At 71.1% G+C, this 23,153-nt stretch carries 21 protein-coding genes; 3 read left to right on the top strand and 18 right to left on the bottom strand.

What is annotated here, in order from left to right; genetic code table 11:
* Positions 1-87 precede the first annotated feature (87 nt).
* From ABL57_RS18805 to ABL57_RS18785, 5 genes are all read right to left on the bottom strand, one after another.
* A complete protein-coding gene (locus ABL57_RS18805; RefSeq protein ID WP_053005185.1) occupies positions 88-1,197 on the bottom strand; it encodes a YihY/virulence factor BrkB family protein in 1,110 nt (369 codons plus the stop codon).
* Between the two features lie 9 nt (positions 1,198-1,206).
* Entirely contained in the window at positions 1,207-1,770 is a 564-nt protein-coding gene (locus tag ABL57_RS18800; RefSeq protein ID WP_082157582.1) for a 2'-5' RNA ligase family protein, read from the bottom strand.
* A gap of 28 nt (positions 1,771-1,798) precedes the next feature.
* The gene (trpS, locus tag ABL57_RS18795; protein ID WP_047805006.1) at positions 1,799-2,854 is read right to left on the bottom strand and encodes a tryptophan--tRNA ligase; all 1,056 of its coding nucleotides are present in this window, start codon (positions 2,852-2,854) and stop codon (positions 1,799-1,801) included.
* Positions 2,855-2,915: 61 nt separating this feature from the next.
* The gene (locus ABL57_RS18790; protein ID WP_047805005.1) at positions 2,916-3,752 is read right to left on the bottom strand and encodes an exodeoxyribonuclease III; all 837 of its coding nucleotides are present in this window, start codon (positions 3,750-3,752) and stop codon (positions 2,916-2,918) included.
* A 67-nt stretch (positions 3,753-3,819) separates the two neighbouring features.
* Positions 3,820-4,347, bottom strand: coding sequence for a hypothetical protein (locus ABL57_RS18785; protein WP_047805004.1), 528 nt, complete (start codon positions 4,345-4,347; stop codon positions 3,820-3,822).
* Between ABL57_RS18785 and ABL57_RS18780 the strand changes: the two genes are divergently transcribed.
* Positions 4,337-4,999, top strand: coding sequence for a hypothetical protein (locus ABL57_RS18780; protein ID WP_047805003.1), 663 nt, complete (start codon positions 4,337-4,339; stop codon positions 4,997-4,999). The genes ABL57_RS18785 and ABL57_RS18780 overlap by 11 nt on opposite strands.
* A gap of 161 nt (positions 5,000-5,160) precedes the next feature.
* On the opposite strand, the gene ABL57_RS22525 is transcribed toward ABL57_RS18780, so the two are convergent.
* The 13 genes from ABL57_RS22525 to ABL57_RS18730 form a co-directional block, all read right to left on the bottom strand.
* Entirely contained in the window at positions 5,161-5,316 is a 156-nt protein-coding gene (locus ABL57_RS22525) for a hypothetical protein (protein ID WP_160310823.1), read from the bottom strand.
* Positions 5,317-5,478: 162 nt separating this feature from the next.
* On the bottom strand, positions 5,479-5,649 hold the full coding sequence (locus ABL57_RS22520) for a hypothetical protein (RefSeq protein ID WP_160310822.1): 171 nt from the start codon (positions 5,647-5,649) through the stop codon (positions 5,479-5,481).
* Positions 5,650-5,657: 8 nt separating this feature from the next.
* Positions 5,658-6,251: a hypothetical protein gene (locus tag ABL57_RS22070; protein WP_152683467.1), complete on the bottom strand. Its 594-nt coding sequence runs from the start codon at positions 6,249-6,251 to the stop codon at positions 5,658-5,660.
* 332 nt (positions 6,252-6,583) lie between these two features.
* Positions 6,584-6,781 (bottom strand): DUF3492 domain-containing protein, encoded by a 198-nt coding sequence (locus ABL57_RS21525; RefSeq protein WP_256363827.1) that lies wholly within the window; start codon positions 6,779-6,781, stop codon positions 6,584-6,586.
* A gap of 140 nt (positions 6,782-6,921) precedes the next feature.
* On the bottom strand, positions 6,922-9,063 hold the full coding sequence (locus ABL57_RS18770) for a hypothetical protein (protein WP_053005179.1): 2,142 nt from the start codon (positions 9,061-9,063) through the stop codon (positions 6,922-6,924).
* Positions 9,064-9,523: 460 nt separating this feature from the next.
* Positions 9,524-10,408 carry an endo alpha-1,4 polygalactosaminidase gene (locus ABL57_RS21520; RefSeq protein ID WP_160310821.1) on the bottom strand — a complete coding sequence of 295 codons (885 nt, stop codon included), beginning with the start codon at positions 10,406-10,408 and terminating at the stop codon, positions 9,524-9,526.
* A 181-nt stretch (positions 10,409-10,589) separates the two neighbouring features.
* Positions 10,590-11,261, bottom strand: coding sequence for a spherulation-specific family 4 protein (locus tag ABL57_RS22515; protein WP_160310820.1), 672 nt, complete (start codon positions 11,259-11,261; stop codon positions 10,590-10,592).
* Entirely contained in the window at positions 11,258-12,604 is a 1,347-nt protein-coding gene (locus tag ABL57_RS22510; protein WP_047805001.1) for a hypothetical protein, read from the bottom strand. The genes ABL57_RS22515 and ABL57_RS22510 overlap by 4 nt, the downstream gene beginning before the upstream one ends.
* Before the next feature lie 13 nt (positions 12,605-12,617).
* On the bottom strand, positions 12,618-14,171 hold the full coding sequence (pelF, locus tag ABL57_RS18750) for a GT4 family glycosyltransferase PelF (protein ID WP_160310819.1): 1,554 nt from the start codon (positions 14,169-14,171) through the stop codon (positions 12,618-12,620).
* A gap of 122 nt (positions 14,172-14,293) precedes the next feature.
* Complete coding sequence (locus ABL57_RS18745; protein WP_053005169.1) at positions 14,294-16,420, bottom strand: hypothetical protein; 2,127 nt, start codon at positions 16,418-16,420, stop codon at positions 14,294-14,296.
* 566 nt (positions 16,421-16,986) lie between these two features.
* Entirely contained in the window at positions 16,987-17,874 is an 888-nt protein-coding gene (locus ABL57_RS18740; protein WP_047804999.1) for a bifunctional methylenetetrahydrofolate dehydrogenase/methenyltetrahydrofolate cyclohydrolase, read from the bottom strand.
* 2 nt (positions 17,875-17,876) lie between these two features.
* Complete coding sequence (gene glyA / locus ABL57_RS18735; protein ID WP_047804998.1) at positions 17,877-19,163, bottom strand: serine hydroxymethyltransferase; 1,287 nt, start codon at positions 19,161-19,163, stop codon at positions 17,877-17,879.
* A gap of 33 nt (positions 19,164-19,196) precedes the next feature.
* A complete protein-coding gene (locus ABL57_RS18730) occupies positions 19,197-20,438 on the bottom strand; it encodes a heparan-alpha-glucosaminide N-acetyltransferase domain-containing protein (RefSeq protein ID WP_047804997.1) in 1,242 nt (413 codons plus the stop codon).
* Positions 20,439-20,746: 308 nt separating this feature from the next.
* Here ABL57_RS18730 and ABL57_RS18725 point away from each other — a divergent pair, with 308 nt between their 5' ends.
* Entirely contained in the window at positions 20,747-21,493 is a 747-nt protein-coding gene (locus ABL57_RS18725; RefSeq protein WP_277551476.1) for a response regulator transcription factor, read from the top strand.
* 39 nt (positions 21,494-21,532) lie between these two features.
* Positions 21,533-23,023 carry a HAMP domain-containing sensor histidine kinase gene (locus ABL57_RS18720; RefSeq protein WP_047804996.1) on the top strand — a complete coding sequence of 497 codons (1,491 nt, stop codon included), beginning with the start codon at positions 21,533-21,535 and terminating at the stop codon, positions 23,021-23,023.
* The last annotated feature ends 130 nt before the right edge of the window (positions 23,024-23,153 follow it).

The following is a 23,153-nucleotide window of genomic DNA, read 5'->3' as shown; positions in this document are numbered from 1 at the left end:
CGTCGTCGTCGCGGAGCCCCCACCGTGGGCACCTCCGTGCCGCCTGCGGGCGACGCCTCGGCCCACCGGGCACGGACCACGGAAAGGTCAGCGGGCGGGGCCGGGCACCGAGCTCATCGGCAGCACGGTGACGGCCACGGCCTCCCCCGCAGGGTGCACCCGGCCGCCGTGCTGGTCCGCCTGCACGATCGCCCCGAGCGCGGCGGAGAACAGCAGGACCTGGCTGAACAGGTAGAACCACACGAGCACCCCCACCACCAGGGCCACGGACAGCAGGTAGGGGTTGGCGGTGAACCCGGAGATCACCGTGCCGCCCACGTAGCGCAGGGCGAAGTTGCCGACCGCGGCGGCGAGCACCGTGGTGAGCAGGGCGCGGCGGGTCAGCCGCAGTCCCGCGACGCCGCGCACGAGCTCGAGGGCGAACAGGGCGTCCAGGACCACGACGAGGAGGGTGCTCAGCGCCCACGTCAGCCCGGTGCGCAGCCACTCGGGCTGCCGGCCCCAGCCCAGCTCGCCGGCGGTGTCCAGCAGGAAGCCCAGGAGCCCCGACGCGGCGCTGTTGGCCACCACCGACAGGGCCAGCAGCACCCCCAGCACCAGCAGGCCCAGCAGATCGCGCGGCACCGCCGCGCGATCTGCTGGGCCTGCCGGCGGCACCTCGAAGATCCGGCGGAACGCCAGGCGCACCCCGGAGACCCAGCGCCAGCCGGCGAAGAACAGGACGGCGGTGCCGATGACCGTGGCCAGGGTGAAGGGCCGGGCGTCCTCCAGCAGCGCCAGCGGCACCACTCCCCCGTCGCCCGTGTTGAGCAGGCCGGGCACCCGCTCGGTGACCGCCCGCACCACGGCGTCCCGGACCGCGGGGTCGTTGCCGAGGAAGATGCCGATCGCGGAGAAGCCCACGACCAGCAGGGACGTGGAGGCGAAGATCAGCACGAAGGACAGCCCGGCCGCCATGAGCGGGCCACCGTGGAAGAGGTAGTGCATCACCACCCGCACCGGCAGACGCGTGAAGAACCGCGAGAGCACCACCACCAGCGCCGACCCGGCCAGCGCCAGGGGGCCGGCGCCCGCGGCCCGCCGCTCGCGCAGCAGCGCCTCCTGGCGCAGCGCCTCCCGGCGCAGCCCGTGCCGGTCGACCGCCCGGGGCGGCATCTCCGGTGCCGGGCCGGGCCGGGGCCCCGTGCTGGTGCTCATGGCGGGGGCTCAGCGCCCGCCGCGGTCGGTCCCGGTGAAGGGGAACTCCTCGCGGATCCGCCAGACGCCGCGGCCGTCGAGCTCGTAGAGGCCGATCCGGTCCACGAGGAAGCCGGCGCGGTAGGTCCGCAGCGCCTGCTGGGCGCGGTCGAGGTCGTCCTCCCCCAAGGCCTGGGCGATGGTGACGTGCGGGTGGAACTCGAACGGGGACGCGGAGACCAGCTGCTCCTCGTGCAGGGCCTCGTGCAGGGCACGGCACTGCTGCGCGCCCTCGAGGACGCGGAGGTAGACCACCGGGCTCACCGGACGGAACGTGCCCGTGCCGTTGATCTCCAGGCGGAACGGCCGCCAGTGCCGGGCCACGGACCGCACCCGCTCGACGACCTCGCCCCAGTGCGCCGCCTGCGGGGCGATCATCAGGGTGATGTGCGCCGGCACGGCGTAGGAGGCCGGGTCCCCGAAGGACGCGCGCCAGTCCTGCAGCTCCCGGCCCACGGGCTCGGGCAGCTCGATGACCACGCCCGCGTAGACCTGGCCGGGGCGGATGGTCGGAGACTGGTGCGTTGGGATCACGTCAACTCCTCACAGGACGGGACCCAGCCTAGCCCAGCCCTCCGGCCCGGCTCAGGAAGCCCATCCGGTCGTAGACCGACGCCAGGGTCGCCACGCTGAGCTCCCGGCCCTTCTCGGCGCCGCGGGCCAGGATGCGGTCCAGCTCGGCGGGGTCGTCCAGCAGCTCGAGGGCACGGGTGCGGATGGGCTCGAGCGTCTCGGTGACCACCTCCGCCAGACCGACCTTGAGGTGCCCGTACATCCGGCCCTCGTACTCCGCGACGATCTCGTCCACCGGGCGGGCCGTCAGCGCGGAGTAGATGGTGAGCAGGTTCGAGATCCCGGGCTTGGCCTCGCGGTCGAAGCGGATCTCGGTGCCGTCGTCGGTGACGGCGGACTTGATCTTCTTGGCGTTCTGCTTCGCCGGGTCCAGCAGCCGGAGGAGCCCGCTCTCCGCGGCCGCGGACTTGGACATCTTGGCCGTGGGGCTCTGCAGGTCGTAGACCTTCGCCGACTCCGCGAGGATCTTGGCCTCCGGGACCACGAAGGTGTCGCCGTACCGGGCGTTGAAGCGCTGGGCCAGGTTACGGGTCAGCTCGAGGTGCTGGCGCTGGTCCTCGCCGACCGGGACCTGGTGCGCCTGGTAGATCAGGATGTCCGCGGCCATCAGCACGGGGTAGGCGAACAGTCCCACGGTGGCGTTCTCGGCGCCCTGCTTGGCGGACTTGTCCTTGAACTGGGTCATCCGGGAGGCCTCCCCGAAGCCGGTGATGCAGTTCAGCGCCCACGCCAGCTGGGCGTGCTCGGGGACGTGGGACTGCACGAGCAGCGTGGAGCGCTCCGGGTCGATGCCCGCCGCGATGTACTGGGCGGCCGTGACGCGGGTGCGCTGGGCCAGCGTCGCGGGGTCCTGGTCCGTGGTCACCGCGTGCAGGTCCGCGACGAAGAACACGCACTCGTTGTCGTCCTGCATGTCCACCCAGTTGCGCACCGCGCCCACGTAGTTGCCCAGGTGCAGCGAGTCCGCCGAGGGCTGCACCCCCGACACGACACGGGGCCTGCCGGAGGCGGAACGGACGTCGAACGGCGCGGGGTCAGCGGTCACGGTGTGGGGTCCTTCGGTCGGGCCGGCGCCGGGCGGGCGCGGGAGTGCGGGGCGGAGCGGGTCAGAGCTGGTAGTCGACCACCACGGGCGCGTGGTCGGAGAAGCGGGTGTCGTAGCTGGGGGCGCGGTCGACCACGGCGGAGACGGCGGCGGCCGCCAGCCCCGGGGTGGCCATGTGGTAGTCGATGCGCCACCCGGCGTCGGTGTCGAAGGCCTTGCCGCGGTAGGACCACCACGTGTACGGGCCGGGGACGGGTCCGGCAAGCTCCCGGGCGACGTCCTTGTACCCGTGCTCACCGAAGAAGCGGTCGAAGTAGGCCCGCTCCTCGGGCAGGAACCCGGCGTTCTTGACGTTGCCCTTCCAGTTCTTGATGTCGAGCTCGGTGTGCCCCACGTTGAGGTCGCCCACCACGAGGACGTGCTCCCGCGTGCGGGCCAGCTCCGGCAGCCGCTCGGTCATGACGTCGAGGAACCGGTACTTGTCGTCCTGGCGCACGGTGCCGACCTCGCCGGAGTGCACGTAGGCCGAGACCACGGTGAGCGTGCTGCCGTCGGCGAGGGCGTGGTCGGTCTCGACCCACCGCCCCGAGGCGGCGAAGTGCTCGTGGCCGATGGAGTCCCTCCGGGCCACCGGCAGCAGCGTCCCGGCGCGGGCGTCGCGGCGGGTCGCGACCGCCACGCCGGCCCGGCCCTTGTCCGCCGCCTCGGCGTGGTGGACGTCCCAGGTCTGCTCGTCGAGCAGCTCCCGGACGACCCGGTCGGGCGCCCGGACCTCCTGCAGGCACAGGATGTCGACGTCGCGCCCGGCGAGCCAGTCGGCCATGCCGCGCTTGTAGGCGGCGCGGATGCCGTTGACGTTGACGGTGGCGACGCGCAGGACGTTCTCGGAGCGGGACATGCGGGGGCACCTGGCCTTCGGGACGGTGGGGGCGATCGGGGGGATGACGGTACGGTCGGGCCGCGGGTCAGTCGACGACGGTGCCGCTGAGCGGCTCCTGGCGGAGCATGCTCATCCCGTTGCCGGCGGTGATGTCGATCGTGTCGAGGGCCCGGTCCAGGGCCTCGCGGTCCACGCCCTCGGCCGGCAGCCCGGCGAGCTCCTGCTTGATCACCTTGGACTGGACGAGGACGATCTGGAAGCTGTGGGAGAGCTTCTCGTCCCGCATGGAGCGGGTGGCGCCGGACTGCGCGGCGGCGGGGGCGCGGCCGGAGCCGGTCCGCAGCTGCTCCTGGGCCTCCTCGACCTGCCGGCGGCCGAAGCGGGCGGCCTTGCGGACCATGAGCACCACCCACGTGGCGAGCAGCAGCCACCCGAGCGCGATGCCCGCGAGCGCCCAGCCGAGCCACGAGTTGGCGTTCGCGGCCTGCAGCAGCGCCACCACGAAGATCACCACGAGCACGGCCAGGCCGATGACCGTGCCCCAGAGGCTCGTGCGGCTGCCGGTCCCGGGGGCGGACGGGCTGGACGTGGCGGAGGATCCGATGGAGCGCATGGTCACCATTGTCTCAAATCCCCGGCCCGGCCACGAACCGGCATCGACTCGGGCCGGCCCCACGCGCGAGCGCGCCGGTCGCCAGGAGAAGGCCTCCGCTCGGCGACCCGACCACGAGAATGACGAGGACAGCGTCGCGAACACCGGGAACAGCACCGCACCCGTGATGGTGTGGGGCAACCGCTCTTCATGGGTTCCGGCCAAGGCGACGACCACGGCGACGACGACGGCAACGATGACGCCAACGAGCCCTGCGGCCGTCGTGGCGATGATCAGGACCGCCAACGAAGTGAGGCCCCAGGCAAACCACCGCGGCCACAACTGCGACGTGGACCGGTGGGCGAACCACGACAGACGCTCGCGCAGTGTCACGATGCCCGGGTCGGTGACCGCCACTGCCTGCCGGCACGGCCGTCGCCACGCACGCTGTGCCGTGGCTGACCGGCACGAGGGAGGGCGCGAGGACGAGCGCACCGGCCAGCAGAACGGCCTGAGCCATGGGAACACCTATCCCGCGCAGGTCCGAGAACCCGGGGTGGTGGCCCTCCTTCGCGAACGCACTGTCCTCACCGTGTACACCACGCTGACCGTGATGGCTACGGTGGCGGGCATCACGGTGAGCGGTCCTCGAACCGCTGACCGCCCACACTGACGCCTGCAGGAGCACGGCAGCGCACATGACCGCCAGTGCCGGCCGGAACCGTTCTCTGACGGTCAGCAACGACACGGAGAGGGCGTACGCCTCCCACCCGACCACCGGGCGGAATCCCGGGGCACCGAGGAAGTCCCCGGGCAGCAGGACGAGCGCGACGGTCAGGGCCAGGGCAGCACGGTGAGGGCCACCGCGCCTCCGTAGCAGGCGGTGCGGTCGATCGAGTGGGAGCGGAGGCGGTACCACGTGATGCCTGCGACTGCTTCGCCGAGCATCCACCCGGCGCACCAGGCCATGATCACCTCTGTGGAATCCACGCCCGACTGGGCCTGCACGGTCCCCGTCAGCACAGCGCCGCTGCCCGCGACGCCGCGCGCCTCCAGGCCTTGCGCACCGGCAGAGCGCTCGACGCCTGGCGTTCGGGTGTCCTCACCCGTGCGCGGCCGGCCAGGACGTCCCGCGCCAGATCGAACACCGACTCATAGCCGTACGTACTTCCCGTGCACGATGCGATCGCTGTAACCTCGGGCCTCGATCCGCGCTGTCGCGTCGAACAGGTCGACCGCCTCATCGTCGCCGTCGAACTTCTGGGGTATCGGTCGCGCAGGCCGCGGTCCGCCGTCGGGCCAACCGTCGTCCTGGAAGATCATCGTCGATGTCACGCTCTGACACCGCTCTTTCGACGGTGGGCTGCACTGCGGCGCGGCCCCCTGTCTGTGCTTCCGCAAGAGCTCGGGCGTACTCGCTGCTGTATCTCTCGAGACACACCTGCAGAGCGGACGGGTCCTCCCAGCTGAGCGGTTCGGAGACGCCGAGCTCGCTCGGCCAGGGCCACCATCTCCGATTTGTACGGCACGTTGGACGGCTGCACAGGTCCGGCCAGCCTCAGGCGCGCCTCGGGAATGTCTTGGCGTACGAGCGCGAAGGCACGGGCGAACGTGCCCAGATCCTTGAGCGGATCGATGCCTCCCACGGAGGAGACGGTGGGTACGGCCGGTTCGGACTCCACCGCCGTGAACATGGCCGGGTCCACCCCGTTCACGATGGTCTCCCGCTGGCCGTCGCCGGCACCCGGTAGCTTCTTCCACCGTGCACTCACTCGGCTGACCGGCGTGGCCTTCGGGTATTCGCGGTACGGCAGCCTGTACGGGGCGGCCACGAAGGCCATGATGGCGCGGCGGGCGGCCCACGGCATCTCAGTCCTGCCCAGAGCCAGATACCGTTCACGAAGGTGGACCTCGTGCTCGCTCATCACACCCGGAGCTACGGTCCGCCACATGTGGACGGGGCCGACCGGCGCTGACGGACCGTTGCCTGTCGCATGGACCACGTCCACGAGGCCACAGACCAGCACCGCTTCACCGCCGTGGAGCGGTGCTGGCCGGCAGGGACCTGCTGGTCTTCCCACGCCGCCAGCAGGGAGGGCACAGACACCTTGGTGGCCAGCACCCGGGCGATGCTCATCGTCCGGGAGATGTCCGCAGTTCACGGAGAATCGCAGCGAATCGGTCGTGGCTGGCAACACTGTCCGGCGCCAGCACCGCGCCCCGCATCGCATCGAGCAGCTGCTCGGCCCGTCGCCTGTCAGCACTTGTGAGGCGCAACGGCGTCGGCCAGGTACCCCACATGGGCACCCGGTGCGCGGTGGATGAGATTGGGCGGCGGATTCCACACGTCCGGCTCCTGCCCGGTGACCACGATGGCCGTGACCTCGAACTTGTGCTCCGGCATCCCGGTGATGAGCTGATCACACCACGTGCTCCCTCCCCATGGACACCGGATAAGTGCCTTCTGTCAGCATGGCCACGCGCATGTATCACTTTCCCTGTCAATTGCTCCACCGCACGTCGACCATGGCGCCAGGCCGAAGGCGGCTGCCCTCAAGCGCGCCCCCGCGCGCCTGAACCCTGTACTTCGCAACGTCATTCGCTGTCCGGGTCACCTCCTGAGCCGTCCTCGGTGCCCTGGAGCTCCCCACGCGGGCCGGGCGGTTCCCTGATGGCGATGGCTTGCACCGGTGGTTTCGCTGTCGTGTCCGGCTCGCCCGGCACACCGGCCTCAGTGGACCCGTGCGGCGTCTCGGTCACCGAAGGTTCCGTCTCCGCGTACCTGTGCCCTCCCAAAGTGATGGTGGTGGCCGATCCACCGTCCATGGGCAGCCAGCCCGTGGCCTTGTGCGCGTATGTACCGAGGACGCCGGCCGTGCTGACGGCGGCCCCCACCGGCAGCGACAGGGGAACGACGGCGTCCTCATGGGCGAAGAGATACACCTTGCCCATCCAGTAGACGCCCGTGGCGGCGTTCTCCCGACTCCAGGCGGACTGATTCCGGAGCACGGTCCCCGCCTCGGCCATCGTCGGTACCAGCAACGGCGCGCTGTCCGCGAAGACGCTGCGGTAGGAGCTGAGCACTTCCTCGAGCACCGGATACAGGATCCGTTCGCCCGTCTGGTTCGACTGGTGCACGTAGTGCGGTCTCGGATCGTTGCCGAGAACATGGCCGAGCGCGACACGGGCCTCGGTCGGGACGATGTGGCTCGCGAATCCGGTGTCGATGGGCAAAGGCGCGATGCAGGCGCCCGGCCCCGGGCCGCTCTCGCACATTCCGGAGCCACCGTCGGCTCGGGACGTGTACATCCAGTTGTACTCGTCCACCTGCTGAGCTTCGGTGCTGACGTTGTAGAAGATGTTCATCGGATATCGCGGGACGGTCAGCGCCGGGCCGAGAGCGCGCTGCTCCTTCTCCCTGGACGCGTCCGAGGCGATCCAGGCGATACCCGCATCCGCCAGGGCCGAGGCCAGGTGCGGGTTGTCCTCCGGCTGGTCCGGCAGGGACCTCAGCCCGGAGTGCTCTCCGGTGACCACCGAGCTCGCGTCGAGAGGTATGGACGACCGGGCCGCGAAGTCGATGTTCGCGGTGATCTCTTCGAGGATGACCTCCTGCGCCACGTATTCCCCGGCGCCGGTGTCGTCGGGCGCGCAGTTCGCCGGCCCCGGAGAGCCACCGGAGGACACACAACCCAGATGGCGGTGCGTGTACGTGTGATTGATCCACCGGAACTCGGAGGCATTCCTGCGCAACGCGGTCAGCAGGGAATCCGAACGACCGCCCGGAGCAGCCTCCTTCTCGGAGCCGGCTCCGTTGAAGGCGAGGTCGACCGGGAAGTTCCACCTCCTCTGCCAGGACCGCAGGTGGTCCACGTCCGCAACGGTCATCCGAGCGACGGGTACGGGCACGTCCGCAGCAACGCGTTCCTCGCAGTCGTGGGCGTAGGTGCAGTTCGCCTTCGAAGTCCATTGAGCGTCCGCCATCAGGACATCGTCGGAGTGCACCGAGAAGTAGTGGCCGTAGTGCCCCAGGTGGACGCCTTGCGTGAGCCACTCGAGCTGACCGTGGGCCAGCACGTTGAAGTGATGCTGGTACTGGTTCGATGCGAAGGTGTTGAACAGCTCCTCGCGGGTCCCGTCTCTGTGGATGCCGGTCAGGACTCCCACCCTGCCGGAGCCTGCAACGGTGGCTGTGACCAGCGGGACGACCGCAGGGCTCTCGGGGTCCTCGGCCTCAGCGAGGTAGCCGTAGGACTCGGACACTGCGGCGTCGGTGTCGTCCAGTGCGACCGTGGGCCGGAGGTAGCCGAAGTCGCCCGTCCTGGCGATCTCGGAGATGTGCACCTTCATGCCGTCGACCTCACCCGAATAGTGCGGTGGTCGCATGCCGTGTTCGGCGCCGGGCAGGACATAGGCGCTGATCTGCCGCACTCCGAAGGAGGATTCGTAGCGGTGCAGGGAGTCCAGCTCGTCCGTGGACAGTTCCTCCGGGGCAGTTGACGGCAGGATGATTCCGTTGTACTTGCCGTGCGGGGCCTGTGGATCCTCAGTGGTCAGGTAGGCCTCGTCGAGCTTGGGCCGTTCCCGGTCGTGGAGGTCGAGGACGTCGAAGGGTATTCCTTCGCGCGAGAGGCGGTCCTGGTATGCCGTCGACGTGTCGGAACCGTCCGTCACCAGGAGGACGCGAAGGTCGATCCTGGGATCGGCCCACCTCGTCACGCCGCCGCCGAGTGCCACCTGCGCTGGATCCGCGGGGATCGTGGCGGCCTGACCTGCCGGGCCCGAGAGGACGAGTGCGCCGGCGAGAGCTGTGGGCCACGTCCACCACGCCGTCCGACCTCGTACGGTTCGGTGAGAAGGCCTGACCATGTGCCCCCCTTTCCACGGCGTTCTGCTGATCCTGTCGATGTCGCACGGGCCGGAAAGCTCGTGGTTTCCCCTCCGGGACGCCCCAGCGGCTTCACAGCAGACTACGGAGTCATTGCACCGGTTTCTGCGCATGGCCGAGTTGGGCAGAGGCACACCGGCCGTACGTGGCGAATTCGTCCCCGCAAATGTGGACAACCCCCCGGGTTTTACGAACCATGACCCCTGTCGTTCTGAAGGCGGATACGTGCGTTCCCGACGCACCTCCCGCCACGTCGGGACGCGGAACCATCAGTGCCCCGGTTCCGCCGTGATCTGGACCCCGCCCGTGTCAGCGCTCGTGCCGATGGAACCGTTGACGCCAGCGCGCGGCGGCCGGATGTTCGGCCGGTCGGACCGGGATGCCGGTACCGCAGCGGACGTCGGATCCGGATCGGCGGGCAGGACCGCGTGCACAGCTTTCCGCCCGGTGTCCTGGAGCGACGACCGGGTCCTTCGGGCCGGGCACGATCGCCCATGCGCACCGGTTCGTCTCCGGCTCCCGCGACGACATTCTGCAGTCCTGGCGCCCAGCACCCAGGTCCATGTGCTTGCGCATGGAGGTGATCCCCAACTCCTGCGCTCGTTCGCACGAGTCCCGAACGTCCTCGAACTCCAAGTCGAACACGACCTTGCCGGCGGTTGTGAACGGCTCGTAGGCCTCGCACTCGTCGTAGGCGAAGCACTCCTCGTTGATGGCGAAGGCGAAGTCGGGGTCGAGCTCCGCGATCTGGTCCACGTCGTTCTTCAGCGCCACCGCGAGACCGCGTTCGTGCGCCAGTTGCGCAACGGCCCGGTTGTGCCGCCTCCGGTCCTCCGCGAGCAGCGGATAACCGGTGTCGTTGCCGTAGCCGTCCACGTTGTCGGGCTCCACCGCGTCGAAGCCCTTCTCCGCGCACTCGTCCATGCGCGTTGCCATGATCGGCAGCAGCACGTCCGGCCGGCGCACGTCCAGCCAGAGCTCCTCGTTCCACTCCTCCATGGCCTTGCCCACGACTTCCTCGGGGAACCGGCCGGCGTCCGGACGCCAGGTCTCGAGAGTCCCCGCGCTCAGATGGCAGATCGTCCGCTTGCCCTGTTTCCGGAAGTCCGCACGGCAGTCTCCGACGTTCCGCGACCGTCCCTTCAGTAGACATCCACTCCGGGTTCGACCGACGGGGTTCCGGAGAGCTGCCACTGCCACTGCACGCCCGGCGTCGGGATCCAGCGTTCTGCCTGAGCCCCGGCCTCCGGGTCCGGGTGCGGTGAGTGACGATCGGCCGGGGGGGGGGGAAGGACGACCGTGACATCGGCTGCCACGATGGCCACGACGATCAGGACCGCGGTGACGGCCGCCCGGTGCCTCACCCCGGATCGTCCTAGCCGAACCCGTTCCACGGGTGCGGCAGGCCGCCGGCTGTGACGAACGCGTACTCGGCCCCGCTCGGCGCCGCGCACGCGCGGGCGGAGCGCAGCTCGTCCGGCGTGCAGCTGTGCACGAGGTGCCAGGCCCCGGGGAGCCCGGGCAACTCCTCGCGGTGCTTGAGGTAGTCCGCGCCGGTGCCCTCGAACACGCAGGTGACATCGAGGGCCCGGGAGACCTCGGGAACGGGGACGACCCCGGGATTCCCTGCCACGGGACCGGCACCGTCGGCCCGCAGCCGCGCCACCGCGCGCAGAGCGGCGCCGGTCACGTCCACCGGCTCGCGGCCCGAGGGGAAGCGGTCGAGCATCACTCCGTCGATCCCGTAGCGTCGCCGCCAGGCGGCGGCGTCCTCGCACACCTCGGACAGCCCACGGCGCCCGTAGTCCAGGTCGACATAGCCGAGCAGCACCAGACCAGGAGCCCTGGCAGCCAAGTCGGACAGGGGCAGCGCGTAGTACGGGTCGTCCTCGCAACCCGGGCCGTCATGGACGTTCACCACGACGAACCCGTCGGTGATGCCGTTCGCCCCGGAGAACTCCGCTGCCAGGCGCTCCCAGGCCTCCGGATCCTGGGCGGGATGGACGTACCACGGGATGCCCACCCGCGTCGTGGTGGAGCCACTCATGCGAAGACCCTCGCGTCCGAGAACTGCTGCATGAGCAGGGTCAGGGCGATGAGGCACACAACAGCGCTGATCACGGCGACGGCGGCCCCGGACATCGCCGCGAACGCCAGCATGACGACCAGGGCGAGCCCTGCCGGGACCAGCCCCCTGAACGGGGATCCGAAGGCCGTGTGCACGGAGGAGAGCGTGGCCAGCACGGAGAACAGCACGGTGCCGACGACGGTCGTGGTGATCTGCTCGGACGACGCCCCTGTCACTTCCACGACCGCGACCACGAGCAGGGCGGCGAGCAGGGCCACGAGCAGAGCGGCAGCGGACGCCAACCCCCAAGCGAACCGTCTGGACCACAGCAGGGAAGTGGAGCGGTGGGCGAACCAGGACAGACGGCTGCGCAGGGCCACGATGCCGGGGTCGGTGCAAGCCACCAGCAGCACGGCCGTGGCCACGAATGCCGTGCCGTGGCTGGCCGGGACCGCGGAGAGCGCGACCACGAGGGCGGAGGCCAGCAGCATCGCTTGGGCGACCGGAACGGCGACACCACGAAGATCGCGGATCTCGGGCGTGCCCGTCTCGGCATGACCCCTCGTCAGCCGGACGGTGTAGCCGACGACCGCCACGACGGCTGTGATCGCCGGGAGCACCGCGAGAAAGCCGGTCGACCCACCCCCCTGTGGGGTGATCAGCCACGTGGTGGTCTGCAGCACGACCGCCACCATCATCACCGCCAGCGGGACGGCAACCTTGTCGAGCACCGTCAGCAGGGAGACCGCCAGCGCGTAGGCCACCCAGCCGAGAACCAGCCCGAAACCCGCAGCTCCGAGCACGCCGGTCAGGAGCAGCAGGAAGGCCGCAGTCAGCGCTGCAGCCGCACAGACGATTGCGACGACCTCCCCGCAACGAGCGGCACGCTCCTTCGAATCGAAGCGCAGTCGGTACCACGTCATGCCGGCAACGGCCTGGCCGAGGATCCATCCGGAGCAACCGGCCAGGGTCATCTCGCGGGACCCGGCACCGAGCTGCGCCTGCACGAGGGCGGCGAGCACGGCTCCGAGGACCAGCAGCGCCGCACGCATCCATGCCTTGGTCATCGAGTAGGCGACCGACGGGGACCTGTCCTCGGCGCGGTGGCGCGGGCCGTGGTCGACGACGTCACCGGCGAGGTCGAAGACCGAGTCGTAGCCGTAGGTCCGGGCCACGGAGCGATCACTGTATCCGCGGGACTCGATCCGGGCCGCGGCGTCGAAGAGATCGACGACCTGACCTCCGTCGCCGTCGAACTCCTCCGGCACGGCGCGGGGCGAGATGACCGGCCTCTCCGGCAGAGGTTGCGTGTTGGGCTGCATTTCCGTCTCCGTCCTAGCCGACTCGGTCGAGGTCACTCAGCGGACGGGTCGCGCTGACCACGACCAGACCTGCATGTTCTTCAGGGGATGCCAGCATGTCGGCCGCTCCGTCGTCGGCGTGTGCGCCTCCGACCGTGGTGAGCGGAAGCCCCTCTTCCGAGACGGCCGCTCGCGCGTACGCCTGGCGGTAGTTGTCCAGGCACACCCGCAGATCGAACTTCGCAAGGCTGTGCTGCCGGGCAAGCCGCCCGGTCCGGCGTCGGAGCAGGTCGTCCTGGAGCAGCTCCACGCACGCGTCGGCGAAGGCACGCGGGTTGCGGGCCGGAACCAGCCGACCGGTGCGCTGCTCGTCGTCGAGGCACTCCGAAACCCCGCCGACGTCGGTGTTCACGGTGGCACGGCCGCACATCATCGCCTCGACGACGGTGAAGGGCAGGCCCTCGGAGATGCTGGACAGCGCCACGATGCTGCCCGCCTCGATGGCAGGGCGGCTGCCGGCGGACGGACCCTCCCAGGTGAGGCTGTCACCGAGACCGAGCTCATCGGCGACAGTCTGCAGGTGCTGCTGGTAGGCGAGGTTGGACCGCTGCACCGGGCCGAAGAGCCGCAGCCGGGCGGCGGGCACCTCTTGCCGGACCAGGGCAAATGCGCGGATCAGGGTCTCGAGGTCCTTGAGCGGGTCGATCCGGCCCACGAAGGAAATGGTGGGCACGGCCGGTTCGGAGTCGACGGCCGTGAAGGTCGCCGGGTCCACGCCGTTGACGATGGTCTCGACCTGTGCCTCTGTGGCCCCGAGCAGCTGCTCCCAGCGGGCGTTGAAGCGGTTGACGGGCAGGATCTTGGGGTACTGGCGGTAGGCGAGCCGGCACAGGGCGGAGGTGAACGCCATCACCGCACGCCGCACCGACCACGGCAGCGAGGACTCGCTCATCGCCAGGTAGCGCTCGCGCAGGTAGACGCCGTGCTCGGTGAGAATGCCGGGGGTGCCGGTGCGCCACATGTGGGCCAGGCCCACGAGGGCGGACGGTCCATTGCCGGTGGCGTGGACGAGATCCACGTCCCCCAGCCGGGTGTCGAGCAACGCCAGCACCCGGTCCACGAGGCCGCAGGCCAGCACGGCCTCGCCCACGTGCAGCGGGCGGGCGCCCTCCGGCACCTGCTGCGAGCTCCACGCGGCCAGCAGCGCCGGGACAGAGCCCTTGGCTGCCAGTAGCCGGCCGATCGGGACCGTCGCGGAGATCTCGGTCAGTCCCCGGAGCGCCTCGCCGAAGCGCTCGTGGTTTGCCGTGACGTCCTGGCCCAGCGCGGCGTCCCACATCGTGTCGAGCAGCACCTCGGCCTTCTTCCGGCCTGCCGTCCGCAGCCGGAGTGGGGTCGGCCAGTCTGCCCACATCGGGACCCTCCGCACTGCCCGGACATTGGCGGGAACGGTCCACACGACCGGTTCCCGCCCCGTGGCCACGATCGCCGTGACCTCGAACTCGTGCTCGTCCATGCCCGTCACGAGCTGGTCGCACCATGTACTCACGCCCCCGGTGGTCACCGGGTACGTCCCTTCTGTCAGCATTGCTATCCGCATCTTCTGCTCCCCCTTAGCAGTGCGACCGACCGCCCCCTTGACGGTGGCCCTGGGCGCTGGTGGCCGGCGCGCCCCCCAGCGCCCCGGCCACCACCGCGTGCTCGCGGCTCCTATCCCGCGGCGACAGCCGTTTCCTCCGGCGCAACCACCGGATTCGGCTCGATCTCCGTGGTGGACGGACCCGTCGGGATGCTCGTATCGCTGAAGGTGTTCGGCGCCTCGACCGTGGTGGCCGCACCCGTTCCCCAGCCGAGCGTGCCCACGGAGTAGGTCACGGAGCCGCCGGCGGGCACGGTGACCCGGTCCGTGTCCTTGCCGGCGTAGGTCGCCGGCAGCGCCGTGCCGTTCTTCGTGGCGCCGTCCGGCAGCGACACCGGCACGGACGCGCCGTCACCCGTGGCGGCGACCCGCACCTGGCCCTTCCAGTAGAACGCCGTGGCATCCTGCTCGTTGCGCCAGGTGCTCTGCTCCAGCAGCTCGGAGCCGGCCATGGTCTGGGTCGGGTTGAGCACCGGGGTGTTGGCCGCGAACGTGTTCCGGTACTGCGTGAGGATCGTCTGCAGCACCGGGTAGATGATCCGATCCTGGGTCTGGTTGGACTGGTGCACGAAGTGCGGCCTCGGGTCGTTGCCCACCACGTGGCCGAGCGCGATCCGGGTCTCGATCGGCACGATGTAGTTCTGGAACCCGGTGGTGGTGGACAGCGGCGCGATGCAGGTGGTGGTCCCCGGGTTGTCCTCGCAGATGCCGGACCCCCCGTTCGCGCGGGAGGTGTAGATCCAGTTGTACTCGTCGACCGCCTGCGCCCGGGTGGCGGTGTTGTAGTAGATGTTCATCGGGTAGCGCGGCACGGTCAGCGCCGAGCCCACGGCCCGCTGCTCCTTCTCGCGCGACGCGTCCGAGGCGATCCACTTGACCGCCGTGGCGGCGAGCGAGGGCGCCAGGTTCGGATTGTCGGTGGTGACCTGCGGCAGAGCCCGCAGGCCCGAGTGCTCGCCCGTGACCAGGGCGTTGGGCTCGTACCTCAGCCCGTGGGTGTCTCCGAAGGTCTTGTTGGCAGCAATCTCGTCGGTGATGGTCGCCTGGGGCTGCCACTTGACGGATCCGTCCGGATTGGTGGCGCAGACCCAGGTTCCGAGGGACCCGTAGATCTTCTCGCACCCCAGGTTCAGGTGGGTGTAGGTGTGGTTGATCCAGCGGAAGGCGCTCGCGTTCTTCTTGTACGCGTTGAGCAGTGGATCGGAGGTGGTGTTGGTCTCCTCCAGGTACTGGGCGGTACCGGCGCCGTTGTAGGTGTTGTCGATCTTGAAGGCCCAGTTCTGTTCCCAGTTGCGCTGATAAGTCACGTCGCTGGCCACCATGCGGGCCGTGGTGCCCGGGGCGTCGGACGGGTACTGCGTCTCGTCGCAGTCGTCGCCGTAGGTGCAGTTGCCCGCCATGTTCCACAGAGCGTCGGCCATCAGGACGTCGTCGGAGTGCACCGAGAACCAGTTGGCGTACTCGCCCAGGCGCACCCCGCGGGTCAGCCACTCGAGCTGGCCGTGGCTGAGCACCTGGAAGTGCTGCTGGTACTGGTTGGACGCGTAGGTGTTGAACAGTTCCTCGCGCGAGCCGTCGTTGAACACGCCACTGAGCACGCCCTGGGTCGAGGTACCGGGAACGGTCGCCGTGACGAGGGGCGTCACGGTCACTCCGGGCGTGGTCGCCGGTGTCCCCAGGTAGCCGTAGGACTCGTCCACGGTGGGGTCGATGTTGTCGAGTTTCACCGTGCCCTTGAGGTAGCCGTGGCCGTTCGCCTTGGTCTTCGCGGCTGCGGTCACGGTCGCGTTCAAGCCGTCGACCTTGCCGGAGTAGGTGGGCGCGTTCATCCCGTGCTGTGCGCTGGGCCACACGTAGGCGCTGATCTGGCGGACGCCGAACCGCGCCTGGTACTCGTGCAGGGCCGTGAGCTCAGCCTGGGCCAGCCCCGCGGGCGCCGAGTTCGGCATGATCACGCCCTGGAACTTCGCGTGCGGAGCTTCCGCGTCGACGGTGGTGAGGTAGGCGTCGTTGAGGACCGGCCGGCCGGACTGGTTGAGGTCGAGCACCTGGAAGGGGATTCCTTCCCGGGTGAGACGGTCCTGGTAGGCGGTGATCATCTCGGAACCGTCGGAGACGACGAGCACCCGGAGGTCGATCTTCGGGTTCACCGCCTTGGCGACCGCGGCATCCGCGGGCGTGGTGGTCGCCTGTGCCACGGGGCCCGCGAGTAGCAGGGCCAAGGCGAGCGCGCTCGTTCGTGCCCATTTCCGTGCGGCAGCGGGTTCGCGGCCCGCAACGGAACCGGCGTTGGACAGAGTGCGATGATTCATGGTTTACCCCCCGGTGTGAACGACCTGCCCCCGCAGGTCCTTCCTGGTGCGACGGCAGCGCCCCGGAAGAGAAGCAGCCGATCGCACGGATCACCCGAAGAATATGCGGGAGCAAACGGATCTGCCAATCGCAGAATGACACAGTCCGGTTTTCACCAGCACTTTTGACCGGCTTATCCCCACATGAGACGACATCCCGGGTGGCAACATGTGGCTGTGGCTCACCCGGCAGGGGTTCGAGCCGCCGTTCGCGCGCGGTGACGGCGCCACGAGGGCCACCGCACCGGTCGAACCCGCGTGCAGGGGCGGCCCATGTGCTGGGGCGTCCGCACCATGGACGCCCCAGCACGGGAGGCGTCCGGGACGCGCCCGCGGCTACCGCAGGATGAGTGATTTGTCGTCGTGTGCCGCCGGCCCGCTGCACGAAGTGCTCTCCGGCCCTGGGCCGGTGCTCAGCGGGCGCCGGCGTGCCGCTCGGCGGCCTCCACGACGTTGAGCAGCAGCATGGCCCGGGTCATGGGGCCGACGCCGCCGGGGTTCGGCGAGATCCAGGAGGCCTTCTCGGCGGCCGCCGGGTCGATGTCGCCGGTGAGCCGCTTCTTCCCCGTCTCCGGGTCCTCCACGCGGGAGACCCCCACGTCCAGCAGCACGACCCCGTCCTTGAGGGCGTCCGCGCCGATCATGTGCGGGCGCCCGGCGGCGGCCACCACGACGTCGGCCTGGGCCAGCAGCGCGTCGAGGTCCTTCGTGCCGGTGTGGGCGAGGGTGACCGTCGCGTTGATCTCCCGGCGGGTCAGGATCAGTCCCATGGGCCGCCCGACGGTCACACCGCGGCCGACGACGAGCACGTGCCGGCCGGCGAGGTCCACGTCGTGGCGGCGCAGCAGCTCCACGATGCCGTTGGGCGTGCAGGGCAGCGGGGAGGCCATCGGGTCGGAGACGTTGAGCACGAGCCGGCCGAGGTTGGTCGGGTGCAGCCCGTCGGCGTCCTTGTCCGGGTCGACGCGCTCGAGGATCGCGTTGGTGTCCAGGTGGCCGGGCAGCGGCAGCTGGACGATGTACCCGGTGCAGGCCGGGTCGGCGTTGAGCTCGTCGATGACCGCTTCGAGGTCCTCCTGGGAGACGTCGGCGGGCAGCTCGCGGCGGATCGAGGAGATCCCGACCTCGGCGCAGTCCCTGTGCTTGCCGCCCACGTAGGAGTGGGAGGCGGGGTCGTCGCCCACGAGCACCGTGCCGAGGCCCGGGGTGACGCCCTGCTCCGCCAGCGCGGCCACGCGCTGGGCGAGCTCGGCCTTGATGGCCGCGGAGGCGGCCCGCCCGTCGAGGGTGCGCGCGCCCACGCTCACCACTCCTCGAGGCCGTCGTAGAGCGGGAAGTCGGCGGCGAGCTTGTCCACGCGCGCGCGCAGGGCGGCGACGTCCGCGCCGGGCTTGAGCGCGGTCGCGATGATCTCGGCGACCTCCTCGAACTCGGGGGCGCCGAAGCCGCGGGTGGCGAGGGCGGGAGTGCCGATCCGCAGCCCGGAGGTGACCATCGGTGGGCGCGGGTCCCACGGCACGGCGTTGCGGTTGACGGTGATCCCGGCCTCGTGCAGGAGGTCCTCGGCCTGCTTGCCGTCGAGCTGCGAGTTGCGCAGGTCAACCAGCACCAGGTGCACGTCGGTGCCGCCGGTCAGGACGGAGACCCCGGCCTCGGCGACGTCGGCGGCGGTGAGCCGCTCGGCCAGGATCCGGGCGCCCTCGACGGTGCGCTCCTGGCGCGCGCGGAACTCCTCGGTGGCGGCGATCTTGAAGGCCACGGCCTTGCCCGCGATGGCGTGCATCAGCGGCCCGCCCTGCTGGCCCGGGAAGACGGCGGAGTCGATCTTCTTCTTGAGCTCACCGGTGGTGAGGATCACCCCGGAGCGGGGACCGGCGAGGGTCTTGTGCACGGTGGAGGTCACCACGTGGGAGTGCGGGACCGGGTTGGCGTGCAGGCCCGCGGCCACGAGCCCGGCGAAGTGGGCCATGTCCACCCACAGCTTGGCGCCGACCTCGTCGGCGATGGAGCGGAAGGCCTCGAAGTCGAGCTCGCGCGGGTAGGCGGACCAGCCGGCCACGATGGTCTGCGGCCGCTCGGCGAGAGCCTGCTCCCGGACCCTGTCCATGTCGATCGTGTAGCTGTCGGGGTCGACCTCGTAGGCGGCGATCTCGTAGAGCTTGCCGGAGACGTTGAGCTTCATGCCGTGGGTGAGGTGGCCGCCGTGGGCCAGGGACAGTCCCATGAGCTTGTCGCCGGGCTGCATCAGGGCCTGCATCACGGCGGTGTTCGCCTGGGCGCCCGAGTGCGGCTGGACGTTGGCGTGCTCGGCGCCGAACAGCGCGGTGGCGCGGTCACGGGCGAGGTTCTCGACGACGTCGACGTGCTCGCAGCCGCCGTAGTAGCGGCGGCCGGGGTAGCCCTCGGCGTACTTGTTCGTCAGCACCGAGCCCTGCGCCTCGAGCACCGCGCGCGGGGCGAAGTTCTCGGAGGCGATCATCTCGAGGGTGCCGCGCTGGCGTCCGAGCTCGTCGGCGATGGCCGCCGCGACCTCCGGGTCGACCTCGGTGAGAGGCTGGTTGGTGACGGACTGGATCGAGCTCGTGGACATGCCGCTCCTCGGGTGGGGACCAGGGTGGATCGCCTACGAGTTTAGGCGATCGCCGAGCACCCGGTCTCGGGCGGCGTGCGAGGCCCTGCTCACGCCCCGCTCGAGGGGGCCCTGGCCCCGGCTCCGGCGCCACAGGACCGCGAACCCGACGGCCGCGGCGGCCTGCACGAGGAACCACAGGACGGGCTGCTCGTAGTGCACCTCGAGGTTCAGCGCGAGCAGGTGGGCCGAGTAGAGGGTCAGGGTCATCGAACCGGCCGCGACCAGCGGCAGGAGCAGGGCCTCCGCCCGGCGGGCGACGAGCAGGCACAGGCCCAGGGCGAGGGCGCCGGTGCCCACGCCGCCCAGCAGCGCGAGCGGGGTGTTGGTGTGCGGTCCGTCGACCGCCAGCCACCACCAGGTGGACGTGGGCAGCACCGGGTCCGGCCCCCAGACGAGGATGTCCTGGACGTCCTCCCGGCCCAGGAACGGGCTCGCGTCGAGCAGCCGCTCCATGCCGCCGAGAGGGTGCAGCAGGAGCCACGAGACCAGCGCGGCGCCGGCCGCCAGCACGGCGCCGCCCACCAGCAGGCCCAGCTGGGTGCGCCGCTCCGCCAGGGGCAGCCGGCCGACGGCCAGACCGGCCAGGAGGTACACGAGGTACGTCAGCGCCGGATAGGAACCGGTCAGCAGCAGCTGGGCCAGGGTGGTTCCCGGCGCGGTGAGGACGTCGGCCACGGTCGGGTTGTAGCTGTCGAACCCGGGCAGGACGGGTCCCAGCGCGTGGATCAGCACGGGGCCGAGCACCGCGAACCCGGCGGCCCAGGCCAGCAGGGCGCGCGCGGACAGGTGCAGGAACGGGATCGCCAGCAGGAAGAAGACCCCGTAGTAGACGAGGATGTTGTAGGCGGGCGGGTCGTCCGGGGAGGTCTGGTTGATGAGCAGGCCCAGGACGGCGATGAGCAGCGCCCGCACGAGCAGCCCCACCCGGTCCCCCGTCCTGCGCCGGCCCTCGTGCACGCGGCGACCGCCGGAGGTGAACGCCAGTCCGACTCCCGCGAGGAAGGCGAAGAGCGCCGCGGCGCGCCCGGAGAAGACCGTCCACTGCGCGGTCGCCTCGAAGGTCTCCGGGTCCCAGGAGGGCAGGATGTGCACGGACATCATGCCGAGCAGGGCGATCCCGCGGGCCGCGTCGACCCCGACCAGGCGCCGTGCGGCGCCCCGTGCCGGGGCGGGCCCGCGGGCCGGGACCTGCCCGGCCGGGGTGTCCTCGGCCGGGTGGTGGGTGTGCGGCATGGCAGTGGTTCCCCTCTCGCGGTGGGCCGGCGGGCCCCCTGCCCGCCGGCTCCGGGCCCGGGGCCCGTCGCTGCCCCAGTCCAGCAGGCCGGGATGTGGGCGCCTTATCCCGTTCCTGTGCCCCGCCTGTGAAGCCCCGGCGCACCGCGGTGCGCCGGGGCCGCGGAGCTACGCTGGAGGCGTTCCGCGGACCGCCGGGCCGCCGCCCGCCGGCCGTGGAGCCCCGTTCCCGGAGAACCCGCCCCGGGGGCCCCGTCCCCTCGAGGCCCCGTCGTATCGAGGTCCCGTCCAGTGAGGAGAGCAGTGCCGTGACCGAGCCCGTGCAGCGGCCCACCGCCGTCGATCTGCCGCGCCTGCGGCACCCGGACGGCGCCCCGGTGCGCGCCCTCGTCGTCGACGACGAGCCGCTGCTCGCGCAGATGGTCACCATGGGACTGTCCATGCTCGGCTGGCAGGTGCGCTCGGCCCACGACGGGGCCGCCGCGGTGGCCGAGGCCCGCGGGTTCCGCCCCGACGTGCTCGTGCTGGACGTCATGCTGCCCGGCGGCACCGGGGTCGAGCTGCTCGAGCGGATCCGAGCGTTCGCCCCCGCCGTCCCGGCCCTGTTCCTCACCGCCAAGGACAGCACGGAGGACCGGATCACGGGCCTGGCCGCGGGCGGGGACGACTACGTCACGAAGCCGTTCAACATGGAGGAGCTGCTGCTGCGGCTGCACCGCCTGGTGCAGCGCTCCGGCATCGCCCACCCGGACGCCGCCGAGCTCGTGGTCGGCGACCTCGTGCTCAACGCGGACACCCGGGAGGTCCACCGCGGCGGGGAGGAGATCACCCTGACCGCCACCCAGTTCGACCTGCTGCGCTGCCTGATGGAGAACGCGCGCCGGGTGCTCAGCAAGGCCCAGATCCTCGAGCAGGTGTGGGGCTACGACTTCGGCGGCCAGACCAACGTGGTGGAGCTCTACATCTCCTACCTGCGCAAGAAGATCGACGCCGGCCGCAGCCCCATGATCCACACGGTCCGCGGCGCCGGCTACGTGCTCAAGCCGGCCGAGTGAGCGCGGGCCGGCACGCAACGGGCACGAGGTGAGCACCGGATGAGCAGGACGGGACGGGTCCGGGCGCTGCAGCTGCGCACGAGACTGCTGCTGACGGTGCTCGCGCTGCTGACGCTCGCCTGCGCCGCGGTCGGCGTGCTGGGCCACGCCGCCCTGAACGTGTCCCTGGGCGAGCAGCTGGACCGCCAGGTCCGGGACGCCTCCTACCGCACGATCGAGTACGGGGTGCGGGCCTCCGCCGGGCCCTCGGAGGAGCTGGAGTCCATGATGGACGTCCCCGCGCAGGGCGCCGGGACGCTCAACGCCCGGATCGTGGAGGACGAGGTGGTCCGCGCGGGACTGTTCGCGGCCGACGGCTCCCGGCACAGGCTCGGGGACGAGGACCGGGAGCGGATCGAGGTCCTCGTCGAGGAGCTGGGCGCGCGCTCCGACGAGGACGGGGGCGCCCAGTGGGGGCCCCTGGACGTGGACCTGACCGTGGGCGGGTACCGGGTGCTGCTGGTCGACGACCCGTGGGACTGGGGGCTCGTGCTGACCGGGCTGCCGCTGGCGGACAAGGAGCAGACGCTGCGCCGGTTCGGGGCGAGCACCGCCGCGATCTCCACGGGGGCCCTGGCCGTCACCGGGCTGTTCGGCCTGGTGGTCATCCGCCGCACGCTGCGCCCGGTGGAGCGGCTCTCCGACGTCGCGACCCGGGTCTCGGAGCTCGACCTCGACCGCGGGGAGGTGGTCCTGCCGGTGGCGGCGGTCGCCCCGGCGGCCCACCCGGACACCGAGGTCGGCCGGCTCGGCCACGCCTTCTCCCGGATGCTGGACAACGTCGCCCACGCCCTGGCCACCCGGCAGCGCAGCGAGACGCGGGTGCGCCGCTTCGTGGCCGACGCCAGCCACGAGCTGCGCACTCCCCTGGCCAGCATCCGCGGCTACGCCGAGCTGATCCGGCTCACCGAGCCGATGAGCGAGCAGGGCCGCAGCTCACTGTCCCGGGTGGAGTCGGAGTCCGCGCGGATGACCGCGCTCGTCGAGGACCTGCTCCTCCTCGCCCGCCTGGACGAGGGCCGTCCCGTGGTGCCCGAGGACGTCGACCTGCTGGAGCTGGTCGTCGAGACCGTCAGCGACCGGCGGGTCACGGCGCCCGGCCACGACTGGCGGCTGGAGCTGCCCGACGAGCCCGTCGTCGTCCGGGGCGACCCGGCCCAGCTGCGCCAGGTGCTCATCAACCTGCTGTCCAACGCCCACCAGCACACGCCGGCGGGGACGACGGTCACCACCTCGCTGGGCACCGGGCCCGGCCACGAGGCGGTGCTCACGGTGGCCGACGACGGACCGGGCATCGGCGCCGCGTTCCAGGAGCACATCTTCTCCCGCTTCGCCCGGGAGGACGACGCCCGCGCCGGGGGCTCGGGGGGCGTGGGGCTGGGGCTGTCCATCGTGGAGGCCATCGTGCAGGCCCACCACGGCCGGGTGCGGCTGCGCAGCGTGCCGGGCTCGACGCGCTTCACCGTGCACCTGCCCCTCGCGGCGGACTGAGCCGGCGGCGGCTTGCCCCGATCGCCCCGGGGCCCTTTAATGAACTGGTCAGGAACCGTCGGCACGGACGGCCGCGCCGAGCCCGTGCCGAACCCGCAACGCCGCGTCCGGGGTCCGTAGCGTGCCGCGT

The organism is Kocuria sp. SM24M-10 (assembly GCF_001027955.1).
Classification (GTDB): domain Bacteria; phylum Actinomycetota; class Actinomycetes; order Actinomycetales; family Micrococcaceae; genus Kocuria; species Kocuria oceani.
Note: the sequence above shows the minus strand (reverse complement) of the source record. Positions and strands in the feature narration are given on the sequence as shown.